Below are 21458 nucleotides of genomic sequence, written 5' to 3'. Positions count from 1 at the left end.
TTTAGAAGCGATAACCCATTTTTAAACCATAAGCGATGGCGCTATTATTCTTAAAATCTGCTTGTTCTGCTGTAGATTGAATACCAGATATAGGCAGATGGTAAGTTCCATCTTCTGCAACAACATCACCAAGCCAAAAATATTTGATTCCACCTGCAATAAAGTAATGGGGTGTAGGGTTAAATTGTGCACCGAAACCAAGTCCCCAAGAGCCTTTTGTTGGGTTTAAATTAGATGCAGGATCACCTGTGCCAGAGTCCCAGCTGATTTCTGTTGATGCACTCCATTTTGGGGTGAATTGGTGTCCAATCCCTAGTGTTGTTGTCCACTGATCGTGCTGGTAGCTGTCTAAATCAAAGCCATCGACATAAGTACCATCACTGATAATTGAAGAGATGTATTCGGTCAAAGCACCAAACTGGGTCGGGCGAATTTTAAACTCTTTCCAGTTAACCCAGCGCAGATTGGCATAGGCGAGGGTATTCGAAGCGATCCCTGTTTGAATATCGAGATTGACGGATTGAGGCGTAGAAATTTTTGTTTTCTGTGGAAGTGTAGCTTCTAAAGGTTCACCAAAGACCGTTTCCGTGACTTGCAGTTTATGATCGATTTTAGAACGATAGGTGATGGCTGCTTTTAAGGCAATCTCCGGCTGTTGATAACTTAAACCTGTTAACCAACCCACTGCATGGTCTTCTTTAAATTTCGCATCATATCCATTAAAAAGAGGGCCATAGGCATTGCCTCGGAGTGAGACATCACCTTCTACCGATTGATAAACTGCACCGCCATAGAGTTGAAAGTTTGTGAATGGACTGATACCGAGAAGCATACTGATATTGTGGGTATTTACGTTTACCGAAGTGCCTTGTTGGCTGAACTCATTATCTGAAAATGTATTATTGGATTGCAGCGGATAGTGAATGTCGGCACCGAATGGTTGATCATACAAAATGCCAAAACTGACGTCTTCGGTTAGCTGTAGTTTTAAGGCGGCATTGTAATATTGAAAGCTATTTCCCATATTACCAGTATTGAGATTCGTCACATCACTGACTAAATCTGGTCGGTTGCGAATTTTCCCCGAAATATCTGGATCTACGCTGGCAATGCTGACTTCAGCATAATGTCCTGTTTCTAAAAAGGGCAGAATCGACTGGCCGGATTGATCCAGAGCAGATGCATGGATCAAGCTACAAGAGGATATTCCAAATATGCCAATCACCAATGGGCTGAGTTTCATGTAAATCGTCCTTGAGAATTTTTTGACTTGTAATCGCTATTGTTTGTCTTCTTGGCACTATGTTTTAGTGTGGAGTAACTTGATAAAAGTCACTCACCACTTTAAAACAGTGGTGTCCAAGCTCAAGTTAATCACTGAAAAGAATTGGAGAGTAGGGTTGTAATTGAGCATTCAAGGGGGGATTTTCGGTCAATAGTAAGGACTTATTTTATAAATTGAGCCTGTGAGAAATGAATGCTTTGATTGAGCTGTTGGCGAGTGTGGATCACTTTTCATTAGAGCAGATGATGACGCCGTGTAGTGGACATTGATGCCGGCTAAGTTAATGTTATTAAGGAGCGTTGCTTTTATAGACCGTTTGTAGTGCATAATCTTAGTAATAATCGTCAGATTTCGATCAAACGGACTGCCCTACAAATATATAAGACAGTCGTATCTTTATTTACCAATCGACGCGTTTTAATAAAATGTCTTTATACATTTTAAAGTCACAAACGAAACTGTAAAACGGATATGTAAATGTGGCAGGTTTATTATGTTCAAAAAAGAAATGACCGACCCACGCAAATCCATAACCCACCACAGGCAAAGCCCAGAGTAGTTTTGCATTTTTGGTCATCGCCGCAGCCGCAGTAATCCCGATCACACAGGTGGTTCCCACAAAGTGTAAACGTCGACAAGTGGGGTCTTCATGCTGAGAAAGATAGAAGGGATAGAATTCTTTTAAGGTTTTATAACGGCCATCACTTCCTTTAATTTGCACATCAGGGCTTGCAACCAATGCAGAAGAATGATTGGCGTTATTCACCAAATCTTGCATATTGTTTTTAATTTGGGTTTGGGTATTCTGTAACATGTCCTACTCCTTTAGTGTTTACTAGGCGTAGTTTTAAACAGTAAACCAAAGATGGTCTTGAACGAATATGCTATCGCAAAGCAAGGATGCGAGTTTAGGGTTGGCGCACCAAAGTAAAATTTACACTTGGGATGGTGTCATTTTGTATGTGACTCATGAGCAGTTGAATAATGCCCATGCCCATTTTCCAGCACTTTTACAAATTGGCTTGGGCACACCTTTTGCGATCACTTTAGACGACCAAGTACGTCGTTATCACGATATTGTGGTGATGGCACCCAATGTGATGCACAGTACCGATTCAGAACATCAGCCTTATCTTGCGCTCATGATTGATCCTGATCATGCACTCTATGGACACTTGTATCCATTGCTGAATGGCGAACAGATTTGTTTTTTACCTGCTGCTTGCCTCGCTGTGTTTTATTCACAGTTTCAAAAGCTGATCGCTGGGCAACTCAGTCCTGATGATGCCAAACAATTGATTTTAACACTGCTGTCGACGTTAAACCCAAATCCCTTGCAGGTATTGCCATGGGATGCCCGCGTTTTACAAGCTTGTCATTATATTCAACAACTTGTACCTCAGCAGATTCCCACGGTAGCTCAGGTTGCCGCACATACGGGACTATCTGAGTCGAGGCTGATGCACTTGTTTAGCCAACAACTAGGGATTTCAATGCGGCGCTACATTCTTTGGTTGCGTATTCGCTATGCCATTAAACTCTGGGCAGCAGGTCGAAGTTTGATTGATATTGCCTTAGAAGCGGGTTTTGCCGATCAGGCACATTTTACTCGTACTCTACGCAGTATGGTTGATTTTGCACCCTCGATGCTGAAAGGCAAAATCATCTTCGTGAATGACTCCATTAAAACACCATCGACGTCATAGCGTGTTAAGTTGCTTGATAGCACACGGAAATAGCAGAATCATTCAAGACAGGTTTCGCTATTTTACGAAGAATCAGTTTACGTTGAGAGAAGGACTTAAGCAGGGTTTGACTTTTTCCTTCAAGCTCAGTGTTAACTTTAATGGATAGAGATAATAGGGATAACAAATGACCAGTTTACATGCGATGAAAAGTCTAAAAGATGTCGTGTCCGAAAAAGAATGGGATGCTCGTTGTCAGCTTGCGGGGTTGTACCGTCTAATTGCGCACTTCCGCATGACCGATTTAATTGATACGCATATTAGTCTACGCGTACCCGACGAAGACGGTCATTTTCTGATTAATCAATATGGCATTCCCTTTGAAAAAATGACGGCTTCGCATTTGGTTAAAATTGATTATGCAGGCAATATTATTGCAGATTATGATCAGGGCAAACTGGTCAATACTGCAGGTTTTGTGATTCACTCCGCGATCCATGATGCACGTAAAGATGTGCACTGCGTGATTCATACGCATACCGCAGACGGCATTGCAGTGTCTGCACAAAAACACGGTTTATTACCTTTGTCTCAACATGCTTTGAAGTTTTATAACAAAGTCAGCTATCACGAATATGAAGGGGTGGCGTTATTAACCGAAGAACGTGAGCGTCTAGTGAAAGACTTGGGGCACAACCGAGTCATGATTTTACGCAATCATGGTTTGCTATCGATAGGGGATTCAATTCAACGTGCTTTCCACGAGATCTATTTCCTTGAACGCGCATGCCAAGCGCAGATCAAGGCGATGGCGGGAGGAGCAGAGCTTCATCTTCCGTCTGAAGCTGTACGTCAACATACGGCTCAACAGTTTGAAAGTGAATTGATTGAAATGGTGATGCTGAAAGCATGGAATGCCGCGCTGTCTTTAATTGAGCATCAACGCGACGAGTATTGTTCATAAGCCATTCAACCATTTTAATAAAAGCCTCTATTTCTAAGTAGAGGCTTTTATTCTGCTGAGTTTTTGCTGTTGAGCTAACACATTTTTGAGCGTTTCGAAAATATGCGGATCTACCGATTGTGCGACATTGAAGCGTAAGAAATTCTGTGCATTTAAGGATTGGCTAAACGCATTTCCTGGTGCTAAAACAACGCCATGTTTTAAACACTCTCGCGCAATAATCGCAGCATCGAAACCGTCGGGAAGTTTACACCAGAGGAATATGCCCGCTTGTGGGACTAGCCACGGGTGAATATTTAAAGCTTCGAGCTGAGTGATGACCTTTTGCATTTCATGGGCAAGGCGTAAGCGCACTGTTTCCATATGCTTACGATAGCCACTGTCTTTTAAGGCAATCAGCACCATATCGGCGGCAAGTCGGCCACCACCAAAAGAGGTGGCGATCTTTAAATCGATTAGATTTTCAATCCACTCATTTTTGGCCACAATATAGCCACAGCGCAAAGAGGCTGAAATCGTTTTTGAAAAACTACTAACTTGAATGACACGATTGAGTCCATCAAAAGCAGCCAGTCGTGGGGAAGGGGTATGTTCAAAGTCGGCAAAAATATCATCTTCCACAATGACCAAATTGGTTTGATCGACCAATTTAAGTAAGCGATGCGCCGTGACGGGGGAAAGTACAGCACCCGTTGGGTTGTGTATGCCTGAGTTGGTGATATACAGCCGTGGTGAGTGTTCAGCTAAAACTGACTGAAAGATCTCCAAATCTGGACCATTGGGAGTATACGGTACACTCACAATATTGATTCGGTGGGCTTTGAGCAGCGCATGAAAATTAAAATAACAAGGGTCATCAACAATGACAGTATCGCCAGCCTCTAATAAAAAACGACAGATCAAATCAATAGCTTGCGTGCCAGACTCGGTGAGCATGATGTGTTCAGGCGAAGCTTCAATGCCAATGTGAATTAAACGACGAGAAATTAATTGTCGCAGTTCAGGATGTCCTGCTGCTGTTGCATATTCCACCAGTTCTAAGCTATCTGCTTTTGCCATGCTACGCAGAGCACGTCGAACACCGGTCTCATATAACCATTCGGGTGGTAACCAGCCGCATCCCGGTTTGAGTGTGCTGTGATCTGTATCCAAGGCTTGTCGAGACACCCATAAAGGATCGACCTCTCGATCTAGCTGAGGCCCCATTTGGGCTAAAGCCAGTGGCGCGACAGGGCCAGATACATAAAAGCCTGATCCAGGTTTAGACAGAATGATGCCTTCGGCCATTAAACGTTCATAGGCTTCGACAACGGTTGAAACAGAGACCTTTAATGTACGTGCTTGTTGGCGCACAGAGGGAAGGCGATGGCTGGGGAGATAAGTGCGTGAACTAATTTTGAGTCTAATTTCATTCATAACTGCATCAATTCGAGTTTGGCTACGCATTCCATTTCTCCTAAACTGTATGAGCTTTTTATACATAACAGTTTTTATTTATTGTACTGGATTGTATCTCGATTCAAACATGTGGTCTATGTTCAACTTGAGCGATTAACGATAAGAGAATCACGCCATGAAACAGGCAACCAGCGGCTGGGTAAACGGATTAATCGGTGTCGCTATTTTTGCGGGCTCTTTACCTGCAACACGGGTCGCCGTTGCCGATTTTAGCCCCATCTTTTTAACCAGTGCACGGGCCACAATTGCAGCGTTATTAGGATTATTTTTTCTGGTGTTACTTCGCCAAGCACGCCCGACCGCTTCAAACATACCTGCACTTGCAGTCAGTGCATTGGGCGTGGTCATCGGATTTCCACTCTTAACCGCTTTGGCCCTACAGCATGTAAGTTCTGCTCATTCCATCGTTTTCTTAGGATTATTACCTATTAGTACTGCAATTTTTGCAGTTCTACGCGGAGGTGAACGGCCCAAGCCACTTTTTTGGTTGTTTTCAGTAATGGGAGCCATTTTTGTAGCGGGCTATGCTGCACTTGGAGAGATGAGTACTGCATGGACAGGCGACCTATACATGCTGGCAGCAATTATTCTATGCGGATTAGGCTATGCAGAGGGAGCAAAACTTTCGCGAACACTGGGCGGTTGGCAAGTCATTAGTTGGGCTTTACTGCTCTCGTTACCAGTGATGTTGCCAATAGTATTATGGAGCATGCCTGTTTCATTTCAGAATGTCAGTACAGCCGCATGGATAGGACTGGCTTATGTTTCTGTCTTTAGCATGTTGCTGGGTTTTGTGTTTTGGTATCGAGGATTAGCACAAGGCGGCATTGCATCTGTTGGTCAACTGCAATTATTCCAACCCTTTATGGGTCTTGCACTTGCCGCTCTATTACTACATGAAAGCGTGAGTTGGATGATGTTGGTCGTCACTTTGGCAGCCATTGTTTGTGTGGCTGGGGCGAGAAAATATGCTTGAACATACGACGTTCTACTTTATCTTGATGGAGTATAATTCCGAATGTCATCTCTATATCGTCAAAGATCCAATTTATCTTTGACGATAGAATCTTACTAAACACTATTGTTAAGTATCTATCTGTTATAAAAATCTGCTCTTGATTATCTTCTGTTCATAAATAGTGAGGTGTTTTTTTATTCCTCGAATAAAATCTTGCTGTATAGCAACAATGCTGTATATAGTTTTAAACATAGGCTGGTCCAGCCATGCTTAATTCGCAGCATGTTGAGTGTTGATGATAAGCCTTCGGACATGCAGAGCGAAAAGATCACAGCTGAGAAGTTTTATCCGTACTGACATAGACCTTAATGAATAAAATTAAAATAGCGTGAAATTGGCATGGATTGCCAACAACCAAGATGAGAACAAAATGAGTGCAGAAGTAGATTCACTGGGACTAGTTGGACCTGTTGTACTGTTGAGTGCAGCGGTCATTGCTGTCCCTATTTTTAAACGTATTGGTCTCGGTTCGATATTAGGCTACTTAATTGCTGGATTGATTATTGGGCCATTTGGTTTTGCCTTTTTTAACAATCCCACAGCCATTTTACATATTGCTGAACTCGGCATCGTGATGTATCTCTTTATCATCGGATTGGAGATGCAGCCTTCGCACTTATGGAGTTTGAGGAAAGAAATTTTTGGATTGGGCAGTTTGCAAATCCTTATTTCAGTCATTGCCTTAACGGGTATGGGCATGTTGTTTGGCTTTAGCTGGAAAATTGCGTTCATTGGTGCCGCGGGCTTTGTTCTGACGTCGACTGCGATTGTGATGCAACTGTTAAATGATCGTGGAGAGCTGCATCAACGACGTGGTCAAAAGATCGTTGCGATCTTATTGTTTGAAGACTTATTGATCGTTCCCTTATTAGCATTGGTTGCCTTTATGGCACCCAATCAAGCAGCGGAAAGCTCATCTATCAATTTACAAGGGATTGGCATTGGACTGTTGGCGATCGCGGGATTAATTGTTGCAGGGCATTGGTTACTCAATCCATTATTTAAAATTTTAGCTGCTGCTAAAGCACGTGAAGTGATGACTGCTGCGGCGTTATTGGTGGTATTGGGCGCGGCATTGCTGATGCAACTCAGTGGTTTATCCATGGCACTGGGCGCATTTTTAGCGGGAGTGTTACTGTCCGAATCGACTTTCCGACACCAAATTGAAGCGGATATTGAACCCTTTCGAAGCTTATTACTCGGCTTATTCTTCTTGGGTGTCGGGATGTCTTTGGACTTGGCAGTGGTCAGACAAAATTGGCCGTTAATTGTCAGTGGTGTCATTGCGTTGATGTTGACCAAAGCGCTGATGATCTATGTGGTCGCACGTTTGACCAAGAGTAATCATCCCGAAGCTTTAGATCGTGCATTACTGATGGCGCAGGGGGGCGAGTTTGCCTTTGTATTGTTTAGTGCCGCGACGACAGCTCAAATTATTGACAATACCATCAAGTCGAATTTAACCGCGATTGTCGTATTATCTATGGTGTTAACGCCAATCATTGGTGTGCTGTTTAAACGCTTTACCCTTGAACAGGATGAAAGCTCACTTGATCAGGTCAGGGTTGCCGATGGCTTAACGGGTAAAGTATTGATGATTGGGTTTGGTCGTTTTGGTCAAGTGGCCAGTCAGCTGTTATTGGCACGTAGTGTGGATGTGACCATTATTGATAATGACGTCAACATGATCCAAAATGCAGAAAAATTTGGTTTTGATGTCTACTATGGCGATGGATGTCGTTTAGATATTTTACATGCCTCAGGGGCAGATACCGCAGAAGCAATTTTAGTCTGTGTTGACCACAAAGAAACGATTAATAAAATTGTAGAGTTGGTGAATGCTGAATTTCCTTTGGCTAAGCTGATTGTTCGTTCCTATGACCGTGAACACGCGCTGTATTTGTCCAAGAAAAATGTCAGTTTGATGGTTCGAGAAACCTTTGAGTCTGCATTGGCTTTAGGTCAACTGACCTTGCAGCAACTGGGTGCAAGTCAGGATGAAATTCAGCAGGTAAGTGAGGATATCCGAGCTTTAGATCAGCAACGTTTTGAAACGGAAGTTGCAGCTGATGATGTCAAAGCGGGCATAGGTATACAATATACCCAGCGCAACCCGCGTCCGACTGCACCCTTGATTAAGCCGCAACATACAGGGCAATTATTAAATGATGCAGAACTAGAAAAAATGAGTGAGGTGGATGATAGAACTTAAAAGTATGATTTTTATCATCTTGAATGAAAAGGACTATTTTAGTCCTTTTCATTTTTGAACAGATGGATTTGAAAGCACTGCATGATTTGGCCTAACTTTATAGTGAATAAAATTGGTATCAATTCGATGACGTTGAACGGATACAATTTCGACCGTCATTTTTGGCTTGATAGAGTTTTTGATCCGCAAGTTTAATCACCTCTTGGATATCCTCAGAGTCTTGAGGCCAAGAGGCAATGCCAATTGAAACAGTGATCGTTCCAATCGGGTGTATGTAGCTTTGTGCTACTGTTATACGAAGCCGTTCGGCTGCTATATAGGCAATCTTTGGATCTTCGTGTACTACAAAAACAATAAATTCTTCTCCACCGACTCGGCAGCACACATCATGTTGACGAAAGTTACTTTTCATATGAGAAGCCAACTTTTTCAACACGTAATCGCCTTGATTATGTCCATAACTATCATTCACTGCTTTGAAGTGATCTATGTCCAATGTCAGTACCGAAAAAGGTGTATTGGTTGCTTCTAATTCATTTAAAAACAGTTTCATACCGCGGCGGTTATAAAGCCCCGTCAGCGGATCGGTGTTCACGTGTTGTTTAAGCTCTGCAATTTCATCTTTAAAATGTTTGGAGCTGAGCAAGAGAGCGGTGCGAAAGCGTAAAGCTTCAAAATACCATGGATCGATGTTTTTAATGTCTTGATCAATATTTGGGCGAGTCAGCATGCTGGCCATTTGTGCAAGCTTATTGAGTGGTGATGAAATCAAGTATGATAGCTTCCACACAAATATGAACAAAAGCAAATAGAAACCGAGCATAGCCAGTGTTACTTTAACGATGATCGAGTTTGCTTGGCTTAATAATTCTAACGTTGGTTGTTGCGATACGACAATCCAATTCACACTTGGAATTACTGCAAAGCCCGCTAGGTTTTCGATCCCTTTACTATTGACCAGAGCAATCTTTCCAGTGGAGTGCGATCTAATATATTGCATTCCTGTATTATTTTTTAATGAATCTCCTATACGTGATTTATCTGGGTGGAATATTATTTTATTTTTATTATCAATAACATAGGTGTAGCTCTTTTTGTAAGAATAAGTCGTCGTTAACAGTTCACTTACCAAATTTTCTTTGTTTAAATAGATTGTGCCCGTCACTATACCCAAAAATTCATTTTGACGATTAAAAATAGGCTGAGCAATTAGTACAATCAAATTGTTTGACAAGCCCTTGTATGGAGAGGAAATATAGGTTTTCTTTAGTTTTAATGCTTCGGTAATACCTGGGGTCTTATATTGTTTTTTTGGATCAACATGTATGGTCTGAGGTGAATGTTCCAAAATAAAAGCATTCTTATCTACAATTGTGATCGAATTGAATTTTTGTGATTGATTTTTAAGGCGAATAACTTCAGCTTTTAAAACCTGTTGATTTGAGAAATCTTGACCAACAATTTGAGCACTGTAGCGTAGCTCACTCAACATACTTTCAAAATATTTATCGGTACTAAATGCAATCTTTGAAGCATAGCGTTGATTGGCCGCTAAAGAGTTCTCGGTTAACTGTTCCTTGATGACATAGTTCAATACAAAAATTGAAATTAGAAATAAGCTTGAAACACAGCCAATAATTAAAATCAAAATAAGTTTTTGTAAATCCAGACTATGAAAAACAGATTTCTTGATCACTCATGCCCCCAAGACAAGTACAGATTTTTTAAAGTTTTGTTGTGCCGCTTGTAAAAGCTCAATTCTCATGATTGGAATTAATCTGCGTGAAAATTGATCTAATCTTCTAGCTAATATTTTTCTAAGTATAGAGAAGCTTCATATTATTATATGAAAATTCTCTATAAAAATTACATTAGTTTTCATTAAGATAATATGAATAGTACACAATAGCGCATAATCAATCAAAATTACTATTAAAGTTTAATGAAAACAACATTAAATTGACATGCCTAAACGCAATAATGAGATCTTTATTATTTCGGTCATTGGAGAACAAACATGAATGTCTTAGGCATCGGATTGGTCATTTTATTATCATTAATCGGCTTAGGGGCACTCATTACAGGTTTTGCTGTGGGCGAAACATTCTTTGTTGTGATTGGATTACTTATATTTATTATGGCCTTTTTGGTTTGGTTAAGTCTTAAAGATAAAGTTTCAAATCCTTTTAAAGATTAAGAATGTTGTAATTGAGTGAATTTTATACCTTTGCTATAAATGAATATTGATCGAACTGTGATGGACATTATGTTCTTTGTATCTACTTAGTGTGTACTTCATATGAAACTACCAGCCCAAAAGCTGGTAGATTTGTAATTCTTTGAATCTATGCTTCAATCCAATTATCTTTAATTTCTTGGGCATCTTTATTTAAAAGGACTTGATCCTCTCGAATTTCTCTTACCCATGCACTTGGGATAATATGGTGTTTCCCATCGCCATGTTTGGTGAGTTGAATCTCTTTGCCTTCAATGTGGTCAACATCTCCAACTTTAGTTCCACATATAGCAATTACACTAGAGTGTTCTTTAATGTCCGAAATATTAATCGTGGTCATGATGTACCTCTATCTTATTCATTGAACAAAAGCGAAGATTTACCCTAACCTAATTTCTCGTATCCATGGATATTTGAAATGTAACAGCAACATATTATGTATTAAAATTTACGGAGTATAAAAAATGTCAGGCTTTGTTTTATTTTTACGGTATTAAATGGATTTGATGTGGTTTTGGTTGCAATTTATCCAGTTTTTGTTTATTGAATTTTCAGTATTATTATCATGAATGAATTTTTTATAATTGCCTACAGCTTTTGTTTTGTTAGGAATATTTAGGTAAGCACATTATCTGCACTGATCGCGGTATTATAGCCAATTTCAACATGATTGATAATACAGACATTTGGCCAATATATACATTGACGCCAATTACACCGGCCTGACAACCGCCATTTGCACCAATCGTTTAAATTGCGATAGGTTGTATTTTTTCCAAGAACACTAGTTACGTTGATAATCAAAGGTCTCCTATAGCAGATGAACAAACTATAGCCCATTTTTGTGGTGTTGTGGATATCGATCCCTTATTTCTTCTTACAGTAAAAATAGAGTAGAGCAGTCTGCTGATCTGCTGTTTGCAAGCCGAAAGACGTAACCAACGCTAAAGTTCAAAACTATAATTAAACAAATCAGTTTTGATAAATGAGTTTAGTTTTGTATTGCGACAATACCGATATAAATTACTTAAAATGGATTGAACTAAGATGGAAAAGAATTCTTAGGATGAATGTGTGATTTACTTGATTTGATGCCGAGCGGTTATCTAGATTTAGCCTTCAGCATCATTTCGCATTTTTAAAAAATATCAATTGGCTTTTATTTGTATAGTTGTTTCGAAATGTCATAAGCCCTTGTCGATAGTGAAAAATGCTTTTATATTGTACTTACAGTAGGTCTATAACTAAGACGCTACGATGTAGTTGGACGGATCAATGACAGCTCGTTGAGTTTGATACAAAATGTTCAAACAATAAATCAGCACTAGCCTTCCAACATAGAAAAGCTCGCAGAAATGCGAGCTTTTTTTATGTGAAAAAATATGACTATGTATCTCAGTTGTTAATCATATTTGATTTAAGTTTATGATTTATAGTTATGATTTTGAAAATATTTATATAAATTAACATTGCGATAAATTCTAACAACTCTAGGGGCTGTGTTGGAAAAAACTTGTGCTATAAGATTAAGCAGAGCTAAAAAAAGAAAAGGAAAATGACTATGACTCAGCTTGTAGATGTAAAGGTAAAGGACCAGTACAGTCAAACGTATAATGTGAAGGCCCAGTTAAGACAAGTCCCTGAAAACTCCGAAGCAGAACGTTTGGATTTGTTTAAACGAATTGAACATATCGTTGTTGATGGTGAAGTGATTCTGCCTAGTATTGAACTGTTATTTGAAAGTCGACAAACGGAAAATATATACCGAGTTGTTGATTAACCCTATTGAAAAAAGCCCATGTTTACATGGGCTTTTTTTATGGGCGATCTATATCAAGTTAAGTTATCCCATTGCAGTATATAAGAGATAAATTTTTTTGAGCGATTATCTTGAAGGTCATAAAATAAAATCAGCTTATCACTTCACACATAGTTTCTATTTATCAAGTTGTTAGACGAATGGTTCAAGTAACCATGGTGCCAAAGTCTGAAAAAGTCGATGAAAGACATTAAGATTTATTGCCTGAATGATAAAACAATAGATTGCTAATCAAACTCGTAGTCTTTAAATCTTAACTAAGGCCGAAAAAGACTCAATTATTATCCTTTGAATCTATTTATTTAAGCTGCCTGCAAACGCAACAGTGAGTGATTGATCTGTTGTAAGTGTTGGTTGAGTACTACGGGTTCTATTCGACTTTCCTGTAACGTCGTAATCCATTGCATTTGGCAGCGTTTGAGACTGTGTAAATCTGTCGCCGATTGAATTTGAAGAATAAGTTGTTTTGCCATTAAGCCACAATAACGTTGTAATAAGCTCATCATCAAATCGCGTGTTTCTTCAAAGCTATAAGCTTTAAGTGGTGGGGCAGGGCTTTGTGTAGGAGCGGGTGGTGTAGGGGGCTGCGCTTTGCTGTTTAAATCTATTGGATTGACGTTATTCTGACTATTTTCGAGTACAGACGTCGATGATTGAGCCTCCGATGAAGGCTTTATTGGGCTAGGGGCATGAGATGTTTGTGTATAATGAATTAAACCTAATTCAATTAATTGTTCGAGGATTTCAGGCGTTGCAATGCGTTGTTTGAACTGGTCAGCCAATTGTTCAAAATCTTCTGTACCAATTAAAACCAATAGTCGTCTTTGACGTGCATTGAGTGGGATATGACGTTGTTGTAAAGCATCTAAACCTAATGCTGTTTTTTGATAATGATTCATACCTTAATTTACTCCCCCGAACAAATAAATTAAGGCTGAACATACAGGCTGAAAATTACAACAATATTAAGAATTTATGACAATACATTTTAGAGCGTTTTAATGCTCGTATTTTCTAAAGCTTTACGTAAGTACGGATCGAGTTCATCTTGACGCATTAACCACTGAATATAGTCAGCAGGGAGTTCGGCAATCGCTGTTCCGCGATGCTTGCCAAAATTAATGACTCGCGGAACACGAGCATCTTCAGAGACAGCAAATAATTGCTCCATGCTGTTTATTTTTAATTGATGAACCACATGCATTAAAATATTGGCCGTTAAAATAATATCCATATCGGCACGATGGGCTTTTTTAATCATTTCACGGGCTTTTTGACTGCCTTTTGAAATCATATAAATGAGTGCCGAAATATTGTGGGCTTCAGCATCAGGCCAGACCAAACGTGCAAGTGCGAGTGTACAAATTGCTTTAATATGAGAAGTATCGACACCACATTTTTCGATAGCACGAATATCATAATCAATATTATGACCAATGATGTACTGCGTTTCGGTAGGTAGTTTAAAGGTCGTATAGTGAGGCTTCCCAACTAGGTCTGACTCTAAAATATGATGCACAGCCATCGCTGCGAATGAGATCGGTTCATCGACGGCATAGAGCTGATCAAATACTTGGCTTTTGTCTAGGCTTAATTTGCCATTTGCAATTTCAATCGGTGCATATGCAATCTCAATGGGTTGACCATTTAGAGTATGGGTTTCTGTGTCGAGAATAATGGCTTGCATGTGCATATCCGAAAATTAAAAGCTGAATAAATTTATCATTTCCAAGACTATCAAGACAGCCTATGACTGCCAGATTTGTGGTTTATTCGCTGATTTTGTGCGGTGATGTTGTTTAAATCATCTGGTGAAGCTAGGTGATTAGAGATCAGACTTTATTAAGCAAGGGAAAAGTTGGAAGCTACTTGTCGATTTATTTAGGCAGGTTGAAAAGGAAAATGATTGCTTAACATTAAAATAATTCTTTGGGATTCGGTTCAAACAAAGGCTAGAGCTTAATGCCTGAATTCAGTTGTGGGATCAGGATTTATTTTAAGTTCCAATGACCAGTTTTTATAACAATGGTAAGTGCTCACTTGCAGACAATGTTCACTTTGTATCATTCTCGTAACTGGTATTGCCATGCGTCATTTTGAGGCGTAAATCATTAATGTATTCAAGTGATTTGAATCGTTACAACAAGAAAAAATGTCATTAAGGAATTTTAAGATGAAAAAACATATATTGGCCGTGTTCGTCAGTAGTTCTGTGCTTGTTTTAACAGCCTGTGGAGGAGGGGATGGCGATTCAACTTCTGTTGGTGTAGATGACGGGATTCCTAAAAACAATATTGTTAATCCAGTCGTAACTACGCCAACAGCATATACAGCTACAGATATGTCAGCTACCGCTGGTGAAAGTGTAGTCATGACTTATAAGATGTTAGGTGTCCATAATCGGGAAGTACAAACGACAGCTTTGGTTTTTACTCCTAAAACTGCAGTACCTGCCAAAGGTTGGCCGATTGTGGTGTGGGCACATGGTACAACGGGTGTTGCAGATGCCTGTGCGCCAAGCCGTATTCCATTGAATACGTATGTTAAAGGGATGATAGATGGCTTCTTAGCGTCTGGGTATGTGGTTGTTGCTCCTGATTATGAAGGCTTGGGTGAACCAACAGCCGATCAATTACATCCATTCTTAAATGTCAAAAGTGAGGCCTTTTCAATTACGGATGCGGTGGTTGCTACGCGTAACTATTTAGGCGCTAAGGTTTCTAATCAATGGATGACGGTTGGTCACTCACAAGGTGGTCATGCGGCACTGGGCGCTGCGCAATATCAGTCTAGAGCTCAATTGGACTATAAAGGCACAGTCGCTGTTGCACCTGCTTCGAATTTATCTTTTATTTTAACTGCAGGAGAACTGAAAGCAGCAGCACAGCCTGACGTAAATGATAAGATAGAAACGCTTGCTTCTTTAGATACCTTTACCGCACTGATTACAGCAGGTTTACGTAATCAGAATCCAAATTTACAGTATTTCCAAGTTTTTAAAACGCCTACAAATCAAATTGCCGAAAACGCTGAATCAGATTGTTATACTGTTTTAGGGAATAAATTTGGCTTGGCAATGGGTCAATATGCATTTTTAAATAATAATTCTATTAATGGTTATCCTCGTACCCAACCTGATTTTATGACCAGTATTCCTATAGTAAAAGATTTTCTAGCCAATGGTTCACAGCCTTTAAAAACTAAAATCAGCACGCCTATCATTATTTATCAAGGTGCAGCAGATGCTACAGTTCCAATTCAGGCAACAGATCTTTTATTGAGTACTGAGGCTGCAAAAAACTCATCAATTTCATATAGAACAGAGGCAACATGGGATCATGGTTCAGCTTATGCGTTAAATATTCCTAATATTCTGACCGATGTCAAAACTCTCATGCCAATTCAGTAATTTGCTTTGACTCAAATCGCTCATGGAGTTCTGCTTCATGAGCGATTTTTTATTTAAAACTGCGTAAAGTTCGTTCTCGAAATTTATAAACTTCATGCTACAATACGCGCCAATCTTAGCACGGCTTAAAAGCCCTAATTTCATAGGACCTCGCTAATGTTTGCCAATATCTCAATTGCTGAATTTGATCCAGAAATCGCGCAAGCAATCACAAATGAAGATGCTCGCCAAGAAGCGCACATCGAACTGATTGCTTCTGAAAACTATTGCTCTCCAGCAGTAATGGAAGCGCAAGGTTCAAAACTTACAAACAAATATGCTGAAGGCTACCCAGGCAAACGCTACTACGGCGGTTGTGAATATGTAGACGTGATTGAACAATTAGCGATTGACCGTGCTAAAGAACTTTTCGGTGCAGATTACGCAAACGTTCAACCACATGCGGGTTCACAAGCAAACTCTGCTGTTTACTTAGCTCTTCTTAACCCGGGCGACACTGTTTTGGGTATGAGTTTGGCTCACGGTGGTCACTTGACTCACGGTGCTAAAGTAAGTTTTTCTGGGAAAACATATAACGCAATTCAGTACGGTTTAAACCCTGAAACAGGCGAAATTGATTACGAAGAAGTTGAACGTTTAGCAATTGAGCACAAGCCACGTATGATCGTAGCTGGTTTCTCTGCTTATAGCCAAATTGTAGATTGGCAGCGTTTCCGTGACATCGCGGATAAAGTTGGTGCTTACCTATTTGTAGATATGGCTCACGTTGCTGGTTTAGTTGCTGCTGGTGTTTACCCAAGCCCAGTTCAGATTGCTGACGTAACAACAACCACTACACACAAAACACTTCGTGGCCCACGTTCAGGTTTAATCCTTGCAAAAGCAAACGAAGAAATTGAGAAAAAATTACAATCAGCTGTATTCCCTGGCAACCAAGGTGGTCCATTGGTTCATGCTGTAGCGGCTAAAGCTATTTGTTTTAAAGAAGCAATGGCTCCTGAATACAAAGTTTACCAACAACAAGTGGTGAAGAACGCTCAAGCAATGGCTGAAGTTCTTATTGCTCGTGGTTATGACATCGTTTCTGGCGGTACAGAAAACCACTTGTTCTTGTTATCTCTTATTAAGCAAGATGTAACAGGTAAAGAAGCAGATGCATGGTTAGGTGCAGCTCACATTACTGTGAACAAAAATGCTGTACCAAATGACCCACGCTCACCGTTTGTGACTTCTGGTATCCGTATTGGTACACCGGCTGTGACGACTCGTGGTTTCGGCGAAGCTGAAGTACGTGAACTTGCTGGCTGGATCGCTGATATCCTAGACAGCAAAGGTGACGAAGCTGTGATTAACGCTGTTAAAGCGAAAGTTGAAGCTGTTTGTGCGAAATTCCCTGTTTACGCAAACTAAGTTCTGACTTGAGAAAGCCCCCTCAAGGGGGCTTTTTTTATAGCATTAAAAAATCAAAATCAGTTGAAATGTAATTTAGACTGCATTTCTGATATAACAGAAGTTATAGGCTAATAAATTATTTTTAATAAGAATTTTATTCATACCGTATTCAAATAGGAATGCAGCACATGGCAAACCCAGCAATTATCATTTCTGAGCAGGATCTTCATCGTTTAGAAACGATGTTAGAACATCAGCCTAAACTTACACCGACCATGCAGTTGCTTGAAGAAGAATTGGCACGCGCCGATGTTGTTGCTCCACAAGATATGCCTGCCAATGTGGTAACGATGAATGCAAAAGTTTTACTGACCATTGCGCCATCTACAGAAGCATCTGAAATTACTTTGGTTTATCCGCATGATTTTAAAGGCGAGAAGGGACAGGTCAATGTTGTAGCCCCAATTGGTGCAGCAATTCTTGGCTTAGCTGAAGGTCAAGAAATTGAATGGCCGCAGCCAGATGGTCAAATGATGAAAGTCAAAATTGAAAAAGTGGTTTATCAACCTGAGCGTGAAGGCGATTATTTATAATTTCGAAACACCCCATTTTAAAGCCATGTTGATCATGGCTTTTTTATGACTTCAAATATGCGTTTTGTTTCATAAAGGATTGTAACTCCACAGAATATAAAAACAGAGTATGTATTGATTGGATCTTTTATTTCTACTCAATAGGTTTGGGTCATAGTACGAATAGAGTACTGAATAACTGATATAACCTTCATGATAATTTTTACGGGACAAAAGATGTCACAGCATTTTTGCAAAAATCTACATGTTATTTAATATAAAAGCTGTACTATAAAAATGATTTTATTCAATTTCTTTATTGGGTTAAAGCACTATGGCACAAATTGACGTTCTTGTTCCTTTAAGGGATATACCAGTCAATTCAGATGAACTTTTAAGTATCCAGCGTAATGATTTGGTTCCGTTGCTGAACGATCAATATCGTCTCAATCATTATGCAGATGGTGTCATTCAAGCACAGTCTGTGCTGTTAAATGGAGTGGACCCGCAGCTCACTTTACAGTTGAGCCAGACCATTGAGCAACTGATCCAGTCACTGGCTGACTCAAAAAAATACCTGAAGAAGCGCAAATTTAATGAGCTGCAAAAGTGGCTTGGGATTGATATTGAATATGGTTCAACCCAAGTTGAATACTATAAAAAACTGGATCAATTACTGGATCGAGCCAATCATCTCAGTCAAAAATTACAAATCGAAATTCAAAAATCGCAAGCACGTTATCAGCAGCTCACTGGTTTACGTGAGCAAATGGCCAAATATATATCTGCCGCTGAAGCATTTTTACTGGAATATCCTAAATTTGTGAAGAATGCACATCCTTTAGATAATTTTGCAGAACGTTTGTCCAAGAAAATAAACAGCTTGCAGACTTTGCAAAGCAGTAATGATATTGCGATTACGCAAATGCAGTTGTCTCAGCAGCTTTCATTGAGTTTGTTAGACCGATATAAAGAGGCACAGCAGGTTTTGATCCCGGCATGGCAATATCATGTCAAACAATCGCAGCAATCAAGCTCGACAAGTGAACTGGAAAAGCTCGATAATAGCCGTGAAAAATTGATTCATACCTTAAAAAAATCACTACAGAAACCAACACTTTAAGAAATAGATTAGGTGAATTATGACCAACTCAGAACAAAACAGTCTTGTGGTAGAGCCAACCACTGAAGTGATTGAACACAAGTTTCAACAGTTAAATTTGCAAGAAATTGGCTTGCAACAAGATGACTTCAATGCAGTCTTGGCAGCACGGAAAGAGTTGGCAGAAATCAACCATAACGCCGTGGCGGAGTATGGTAAAAATATTGCGACACAAACCTCTGGATATACCGATGAATTGCTTAATTTGGTTCAAAATAAAGACTTGGATGAAACAGGGCAAAAGCTGAATCAGGTGGTACAAGTTGCACAACAGCTCAATACCTCAAGTATCTTAAATAAAAAGAAAAATTCAGGTTTCTTCGGTGGTTTGATGAGTAAAATTAAAGGGGCAAAGAATAATATTGATATGCACTTTAATACCACCAAAGAACAGATAGATACTTTGGTGAAAGAAATTGAAAAATCGCAGTCTGGTTTAAAAGCACGTGTTGATACACTAGATCGGATGTTTAATGGTGTACAAAGTGAATATAAACAGCTCGGTGTGTATATCGCAGCTGGTCAGTTGAAACAAGATGAAATTCAGCAGGAAATCTCAACACTGACTTCACATGCACAAGATCAAACCACGACACAGAGAGTTTACGACCTCAATCATTTAGCCAATAATTTGGAAAAACGCGTGAGTGATTTGCAGGTTTTACAACAATCAGCCATGCAAACATTACCGATGATTCGTATTATTCAGTCTAATAATTTGATGTTGGTTGATAAGTTTTATGCGATTAAAAACATCACATTGCCTGCATGGAAAAACCAAATTAGTCTGGCGATTTCTTTAAATGAGCAGAAGAATAGTGTGCAGTTGGCCAATACCATTGACGATGCGACCAATGACTTATTGAAGCGCAATGCCGATTTGTTACATCAAAACTCAGTAGATACAGCAAAAGCCAATCAACGTTCAGTGATTGATATTGAGACGCTTGAACATGTACAAAACACCCTCATTAAAACAGTAAATGATGTGATTCAAATACAAAAAGAAGGGATGCAGAAACGTGCGGAAGCAACCACACGTTTGCGTAGTTTGCAGGACAATTTGAATCAACTGGTTTTAGACTCAAGTTCTAATCGTACGACACCATCTTAATGCCAAGGTGGGTGGTCAATAGAGGAGAAGCGCTTGCCTTCCTTAGATGAGTATGTTGTTCAGCCTCAGCACATTGAACAAGGTGTGGTTGCACTCAAACAACGTCAACGTAAACTGAGTTTATGGTGTATGTTGAGTGCGGCCTTGTTTATTGCCTCCAGCATTAGCTATTTTCTACAACCTGATTTTGTCTATAGCTTTTTTGGACTGAGCGCTGAAATACAGCAACTACATATGCCCATGAGTGTCGATGCAAATTTAGCATCACTTGGACAACAGCCAGATTATTTTCTGAATTTGCTGTCATGGTTTGGTTGGCTTGTACTCAAGATTATGGTGTCTTTTATTGGAGCATTCATACTGGTGCACTATGCACGGAAAATTCATTTTTTCTATGTACGTTTTCAATCTTTTATACTGAAGTTTGTGGCATGGCTGATTGCCTTTATTCTGCTTTGGTCAGGGCTGACTTATGTGCAATATGATTTAAAAGATGATGAAAGCGAGGCTTTTCAGCAAATCGTACACTACGATAAAAATATTCAGCAAAGTGAAATAGCGCAGTATTTGCAGCAGTCTCAAATTCAAATGCCCGTAAAACATTATTTGCTTGCGCAGACGGCATTGTTACATCAACCTGTCGATAAAAATGCAGCCATTCCGCATGTGCTTGCTCTGGTCCAAGCAGAAAAAAATGATTCACATTTTATTGAATATGGGTTTAAGCCTGAACAGTTATGGACGATGCAGCATCAACTCTATGGCAAAACACTCACGCCGATGGCTGCAAGTGTAGAAAAGCAAGTTCAGCAAGCAACGCAGTTCACTAAGGTCATGCAATTCTTCTCACTTATCTTGATGTTACTGATGGCAGTGCTAAGTCTTTTGTTGTTTGGTTTGACACGTCAGTTAAAGGCCAGAACGCTAAGAATTGAACTGCGGATGCAGAGTGAATCTTAAGCTTTTACTTCGTAAAAAGTCCTGCGGGGTAGTGGGACTTTTTATGATGAATATCTTTAAATCTATAAAACCGATTATTAAAATAAAAACAAACTGTTTTATCTATTTTTAGATTTACTCTATGATTCTTCTATTAAATAATTTTACAGACTGCTTTGGAGAGCTTAACAAT

At 39.6% G+C, this 21458-nt stretch carries 19 protein-coding genes; 12 read left to right on the top strand and 7 right to left on the bottom strand.

Annotation, left to right across the window (positions count from 1 at the left end):
* Window position 1 precedes the first annotated feature (1 nt).
* Window positions 2-1243, bottom strand: coding sequence for an OmpP1/FadL family transporter (locus tag KVY11_RS10970; RefSeq protein ID WP_218288949.1), 1242 nt, complete (start codon window positions 1241-1243; stop codon window positions 2-4).
* Window positions 1244-1685: 442 nt separating this feature from the next.
* Complete coding sequence (locus KVY11_RS10965) at window positions 1686-2099, bottom strand: DUF962 domain-containing protein (protein WP_168158063.1); 414 nt, start codon at window positions 2097-2099, stop codon at window positions 1686-1688.
* A gap of 67 nt (window positions 2100-2166) precedes the next feature.
* On the opposite strand from KVY11_RS10965, the gene KVY11_RS10960 reads away from it, so the two are divergent.
* Together KVY11_RS10960 and KVY11_RS10955 are read left to right on the top strand one after the other, a co-directional pair.
* Window positions 2167-2991, top strand: coding sequence for an AraC family transcriptional regulator (locus tag KVY11_RS10960; protein ID WP_218288948.1), 825 nt, complete (start codon window positions 2167-2169; stop codon window positions 2989-2991).
* A gap of 166 nt (window positions 2992-3157) precedes the next feature.
* On the top strand, window positions 3158-3934 hold the full coding sequence (locus KVY11_RS10955; protein WP_218288947.1) for a class II aldolase/adducin family protein: 777 nt from the start codon (window positions 3158-3160) through the stop codon (window positions 3932-3934).
* A gap of 33 nt (window positions 3935-3967) precedes the next feature.
* Here KVY11_RS10955 and KVY11_RS10950 read toward each other — a convergent pair whose 3' ends face one another.
* A complete protein-coding gene (locus KVY11_RS10950) occupies window positions 3968-5380 on the bottom strand; it encodes a PLP-dependent aminotransferase family protein (RefSeq protein WP_218288946.1) in 1413 nt (470 codons plus the stop codon).
* Window positions 5381-5507: 127 nt separating this feature from the next.
* On the opposite strand from KVY11_RS10950, the gene KVY11_RS10945 reads away from it, so the two are divergent.
* Both KVY11_RS10945 and KVY11_RS10940 read left to right on the top strand, forming a co-directional pair.
* Window positions 5508-6368: a DMT family transporter gene (locus tag KVY11_RS10945; RefSeq protein WP_218288945.1), complete on the top strand. Its 861-nt coding sequence runs from the start codon at window positions 5508-5510 to the stop codon at window positions 6366-6368.
* A gap of 412 nt (window positions 6369-6780) precedes the next feature.
* Complete coding sequence (locus tag KVY11_RS10940; protein ID WP_218288944.1) at window positions 6781-8622, top strand: monovalent cation:proton antiporter-2 (CPA2) family protein; 1842 nt, start codon at window positions 6781-6783, stop codon at window positions 8620-8622.
* A 118-nt stretch (window positions 8623-8740) separates the two neighbouring features.
* On the opposite strand, the gene KVY11_RS10935 is transcribed toward KVY11_RS10940, so the two are convergent.
* Entirely contained in the window at window positions 8741-10318 is a 1578-nt protein-coding gene (locus KVY11_RS10935) for a sensor domain-containing diguanylate cyclase (protein WP_218288943.1), read from the bottom strand.
* 321 nt (window positions 10319-10639) lie between these two features.
* Between KVY11_RS10935 and KVY11_RS10930 the strand changes: the two genes are divergently transcribed.
* A complete protein-coding gene (locus tag KVY11_RS10930) occupies window positions 10640-10819 on the top strand; it encodes a hypothetical protein (protein WP_218288942.1) in 180 nt (59 codons plus the stop codon).
* 148 nt (window positions 10820-10967) lie between these two features.
* Here the strand turns inward: KVY11_RS10930 and KVY11_RS10925 are convergent, their stop codons facing one another.
* The gene (locus KVY11_RS10925; RefSeq protein ID WP_218288941.1) at window positions 10968-11198 is read right to left on the bottom strand and encodes a DUF2171 domain-containing protein; all 231 of its coding nucleotides are present in this window, start codon (window positions 11196-11198) and stop codon (window positions 10968-10970) included.
* A 1221-nt stretch (window positions 11199-12419) separates the two neighbouring features.
* Here KVY11_RS10925 and KVY11_RS10920 point away from each other — a divergent pair.
* Entirely contained in the window at window positions 12420-12638 is a 219-nt protein-coding gene (locus KVY11_RS10920; protein WP_004696033.1) for a hypothetical protein, read from the top strand.
* A 341-nt stretch (window positions 12639-12979) separates the two neighbouring features.
* On the opposite strand, the gene KVY11_RS10915 is transcribed toward KVY11_RS10920, so the two are convergent.
* Together KVY11_RS10915 and KVY11_RS10910 are read right to left on the bottom strand one after the other, a co-directional pair.
* Window positions 12980-13576: a hypothetical protein gene (locus KVY11_RS10915; protein ID WP_218288940.1), complete on the bottom strand. Its 597-nt coding sequence runs from the start codon at window positions 13574-13576 to the stop codon at window positions 12980-12982.
* An 89-nt stretch (window positions 13577-13665) separates the two neighbouring features.
* On the bottom strand, window positions 13666-14364 hold the full coding sequence (locus KVY11_RS10910) for an exonuclease domain-containing protein (RefSeq protein ID WP_218288939.1): 699 nt from the start codon (window positions 14362-14364) through the stop codon (window positions 13666-13668).
* 486 nt (window positions 14365-14850) lie between these two features.
* On the opposite strand from KVY11_RS10910, the gene KVY11_RS10905 reads away from it, so the two are divergent.
* The 6 genes from KVY11_RS10905 (at window position 14851) to KVY11_RS10880 (ending at window position 21286) form a co-directional block, all read left to right on the top strand.
* Entirely contained in the window at window positions 14851-16086 is a 1236-nt protein-coding gene (locus tag KVY11_RS10905) for an alpha/beta fold hydrolase (protein ID WP_218288938.1), read from the top strand.
* Between the two features lie 156 nt (window positions 16087-16242).
* A complete protein-coding gene (gene glyA / locus KVY11_RS10900; protein ID WP_005400534.1) occupies window positions 16243-17496 on the top strand; it encodes a serine hydroxymethyltransferase in 1254 nt (417 codons plus the stop codon).
* A 170-nt stretch (window positions 17497-17666) separates the two neighbouring features.
* Entirely contained in the window at window positions 17667-18071 is a 405-nt protein-coding gene (rnk, locus tag KVY11_RS10895; RefSeq protein WP_004696044.1) for a nucleoside diphosphate kinase regulator, read from the top strand.
* A 313-nt stretch (window positions 18072-18384) separates the two neighbouring features.
* Window positions 18385-19173 (top strand): tellurium resistance protein, encoded by a 789-nt coding sequence (locus KVY11_RS10890; RefSeq protein WP_218288937.1) that lies wholly within the window; start codon window positions 18385-18387, stop codon window positions 19171-19173.
* 19 nt (window positions 19174-19192) lie between these two features.
* The gene (locus KVY11_RS10885) at window positions 19193-20326 is read left to right on the top strand and encodes a toxic anion resistance protein (protein WP_218288936.1); all 1134 of its coding nucleotides are present in this window, start codon (window positions 19193-19195) and stop codon (window positions 20324-20326) included.
* Window positions 20327-20359: 33 nt separating this feature from the next.
* The gene (locus tag KVY11_RS10880) at window positions 20360-21286 is read left to right on the top strand and encodes a hypothetical protein (protein ID WP_218288935.1); all 927 of its coding nucleotides are present in this window, start codon (window positions 20360-20362) and stop codon (window positions 21284-21286) included.
* The last annotated feature ends 172 nt before the right edge of the window (window positions 21287-21458 follow it).

This window comes from Acinetobacter sp. CWB-G5 (genome assembly GCF_019209785.1).
Classification (GTDB): Bacteria; Pseudomonadota; Gammaproteobacteria; order Pseudomonadales; family Moraxellaceae; genus Acinetobacter; species Acinetobacter johnsonii.
This window is presented reverse-complemented; position numbering and strand designations above follow the sequence as displayed.

Coding starts and splice junctions, on each gene's coding strand:
- KVY11_RS10970 (WP_218288949.1), bottom strand. CDS start 1,243: ATGAAACTCAGCCCATTGGTGATTGGCATATTTGGAATATCCTCTTGT.
- KVY11_RS10965 (WP_168158063.1), bottom strand. CDS start 2,099: ATGTTACAGAATACCCAAACCCAAATTAAAAACAATATGCAAGATTTG.
- KVY11_RS10960 (WP_218288948.1), top strand. CDS start 2,167: ATGCTATCGCAAAGCAAGGATGCGAGTTTAGGGTTGGCGCACCAAAGT.
- KVY11_RS10955 (WP_218288947.1), top strand. CDS start 3,158: ATGACCAGTTTACATGCGATGAAAAGTCTAAAAGATGTCGTGTCCGAA.
- KVY11_RS10950 (WP_218288946.1), bottom strand. CDS start 5,380: ATGCGTAGCCAAACTCGAATTGATGCAGTTATGAATGAAATTAGACTC.
- KVY11_RS10945 (WP_218288945.1), top strand. CDS start 5,508: ATGAAACAGGCAACCAGCGGCTGGGTAAACGGATTAATCGGTGTCGCT.
- KVY11_RS10940 (WP_218288944.1), top strand. CDS start 6,781: ATGAGTGCAGAAGTAGATTCACTGGGACTAGTTGGACCTGTTGTACTG.
- KVY11_RS10930 (WP_218288942.1), top strand. CDS start 10,640: ATGAATGTCTTAGGCATCGGATTGGTCATTTTATTATCATTAATCGGC.
- KVY11_RS10925 (WP_218288941.1), bottom strand. CDS start 11,198: ATGACCACGATTAATATTTCGGACATTAAAGAACACTCTAGTGTAATT.
- KVY11_RS10920 (WP_004696033.1), top strand. CDS start 12,420: ATGACTCAGCTTGTAGATGTAAAGGTAAAGGACCAGTACAGTCAAACG.
- KVY11_RS10915 (WP_218288940.1), bottom strand. CDS start 13,576: ATGAATCATTATCAAAAAACAGCATTAGGTTTAGATGCTTTACAACAA.
- KVY11_RS10910 (WP_218288939.1), bottom strand. CDS start 14,364: ATGCAAGCCATTATTCTCGACACAGAAACCCATACTCTAAATGGTCAA.
- KVY11_RS10905 (WP_218288938.1), top strand. CDS start 14,851: ATGAAAAAACATATATTGGCCGTGTTCGTCAGTAGTTCTGTGCTTGTT.
- glyA (WP_005400534.1), top strand. CDS start 16,243: ATGTTTGCCAATATCTCAATTGCTGAATTTGATCCAGAAATCGCGCAA.
- rnk (WP_004696044.1), top strand. CDS start 17,667: ATGGCAAACCCAGCAATTATCATTTCTGAGCAGGATCTTCATCGTTTA.
- KVY11_RS10890 (WP_218288937.1), top strand. CDS start 18,385: ATGGCACAAATTGACGTTCTTGTTCCTTTAAGGGATATACCAGTCAAT.
- KVY11_RS10885 (WP_218288936.1), top strand. CDS start 19,193: ATGACCAACTCAGAACAAAACAGTCTTGTGGTAGAGCCAACCACTGAA.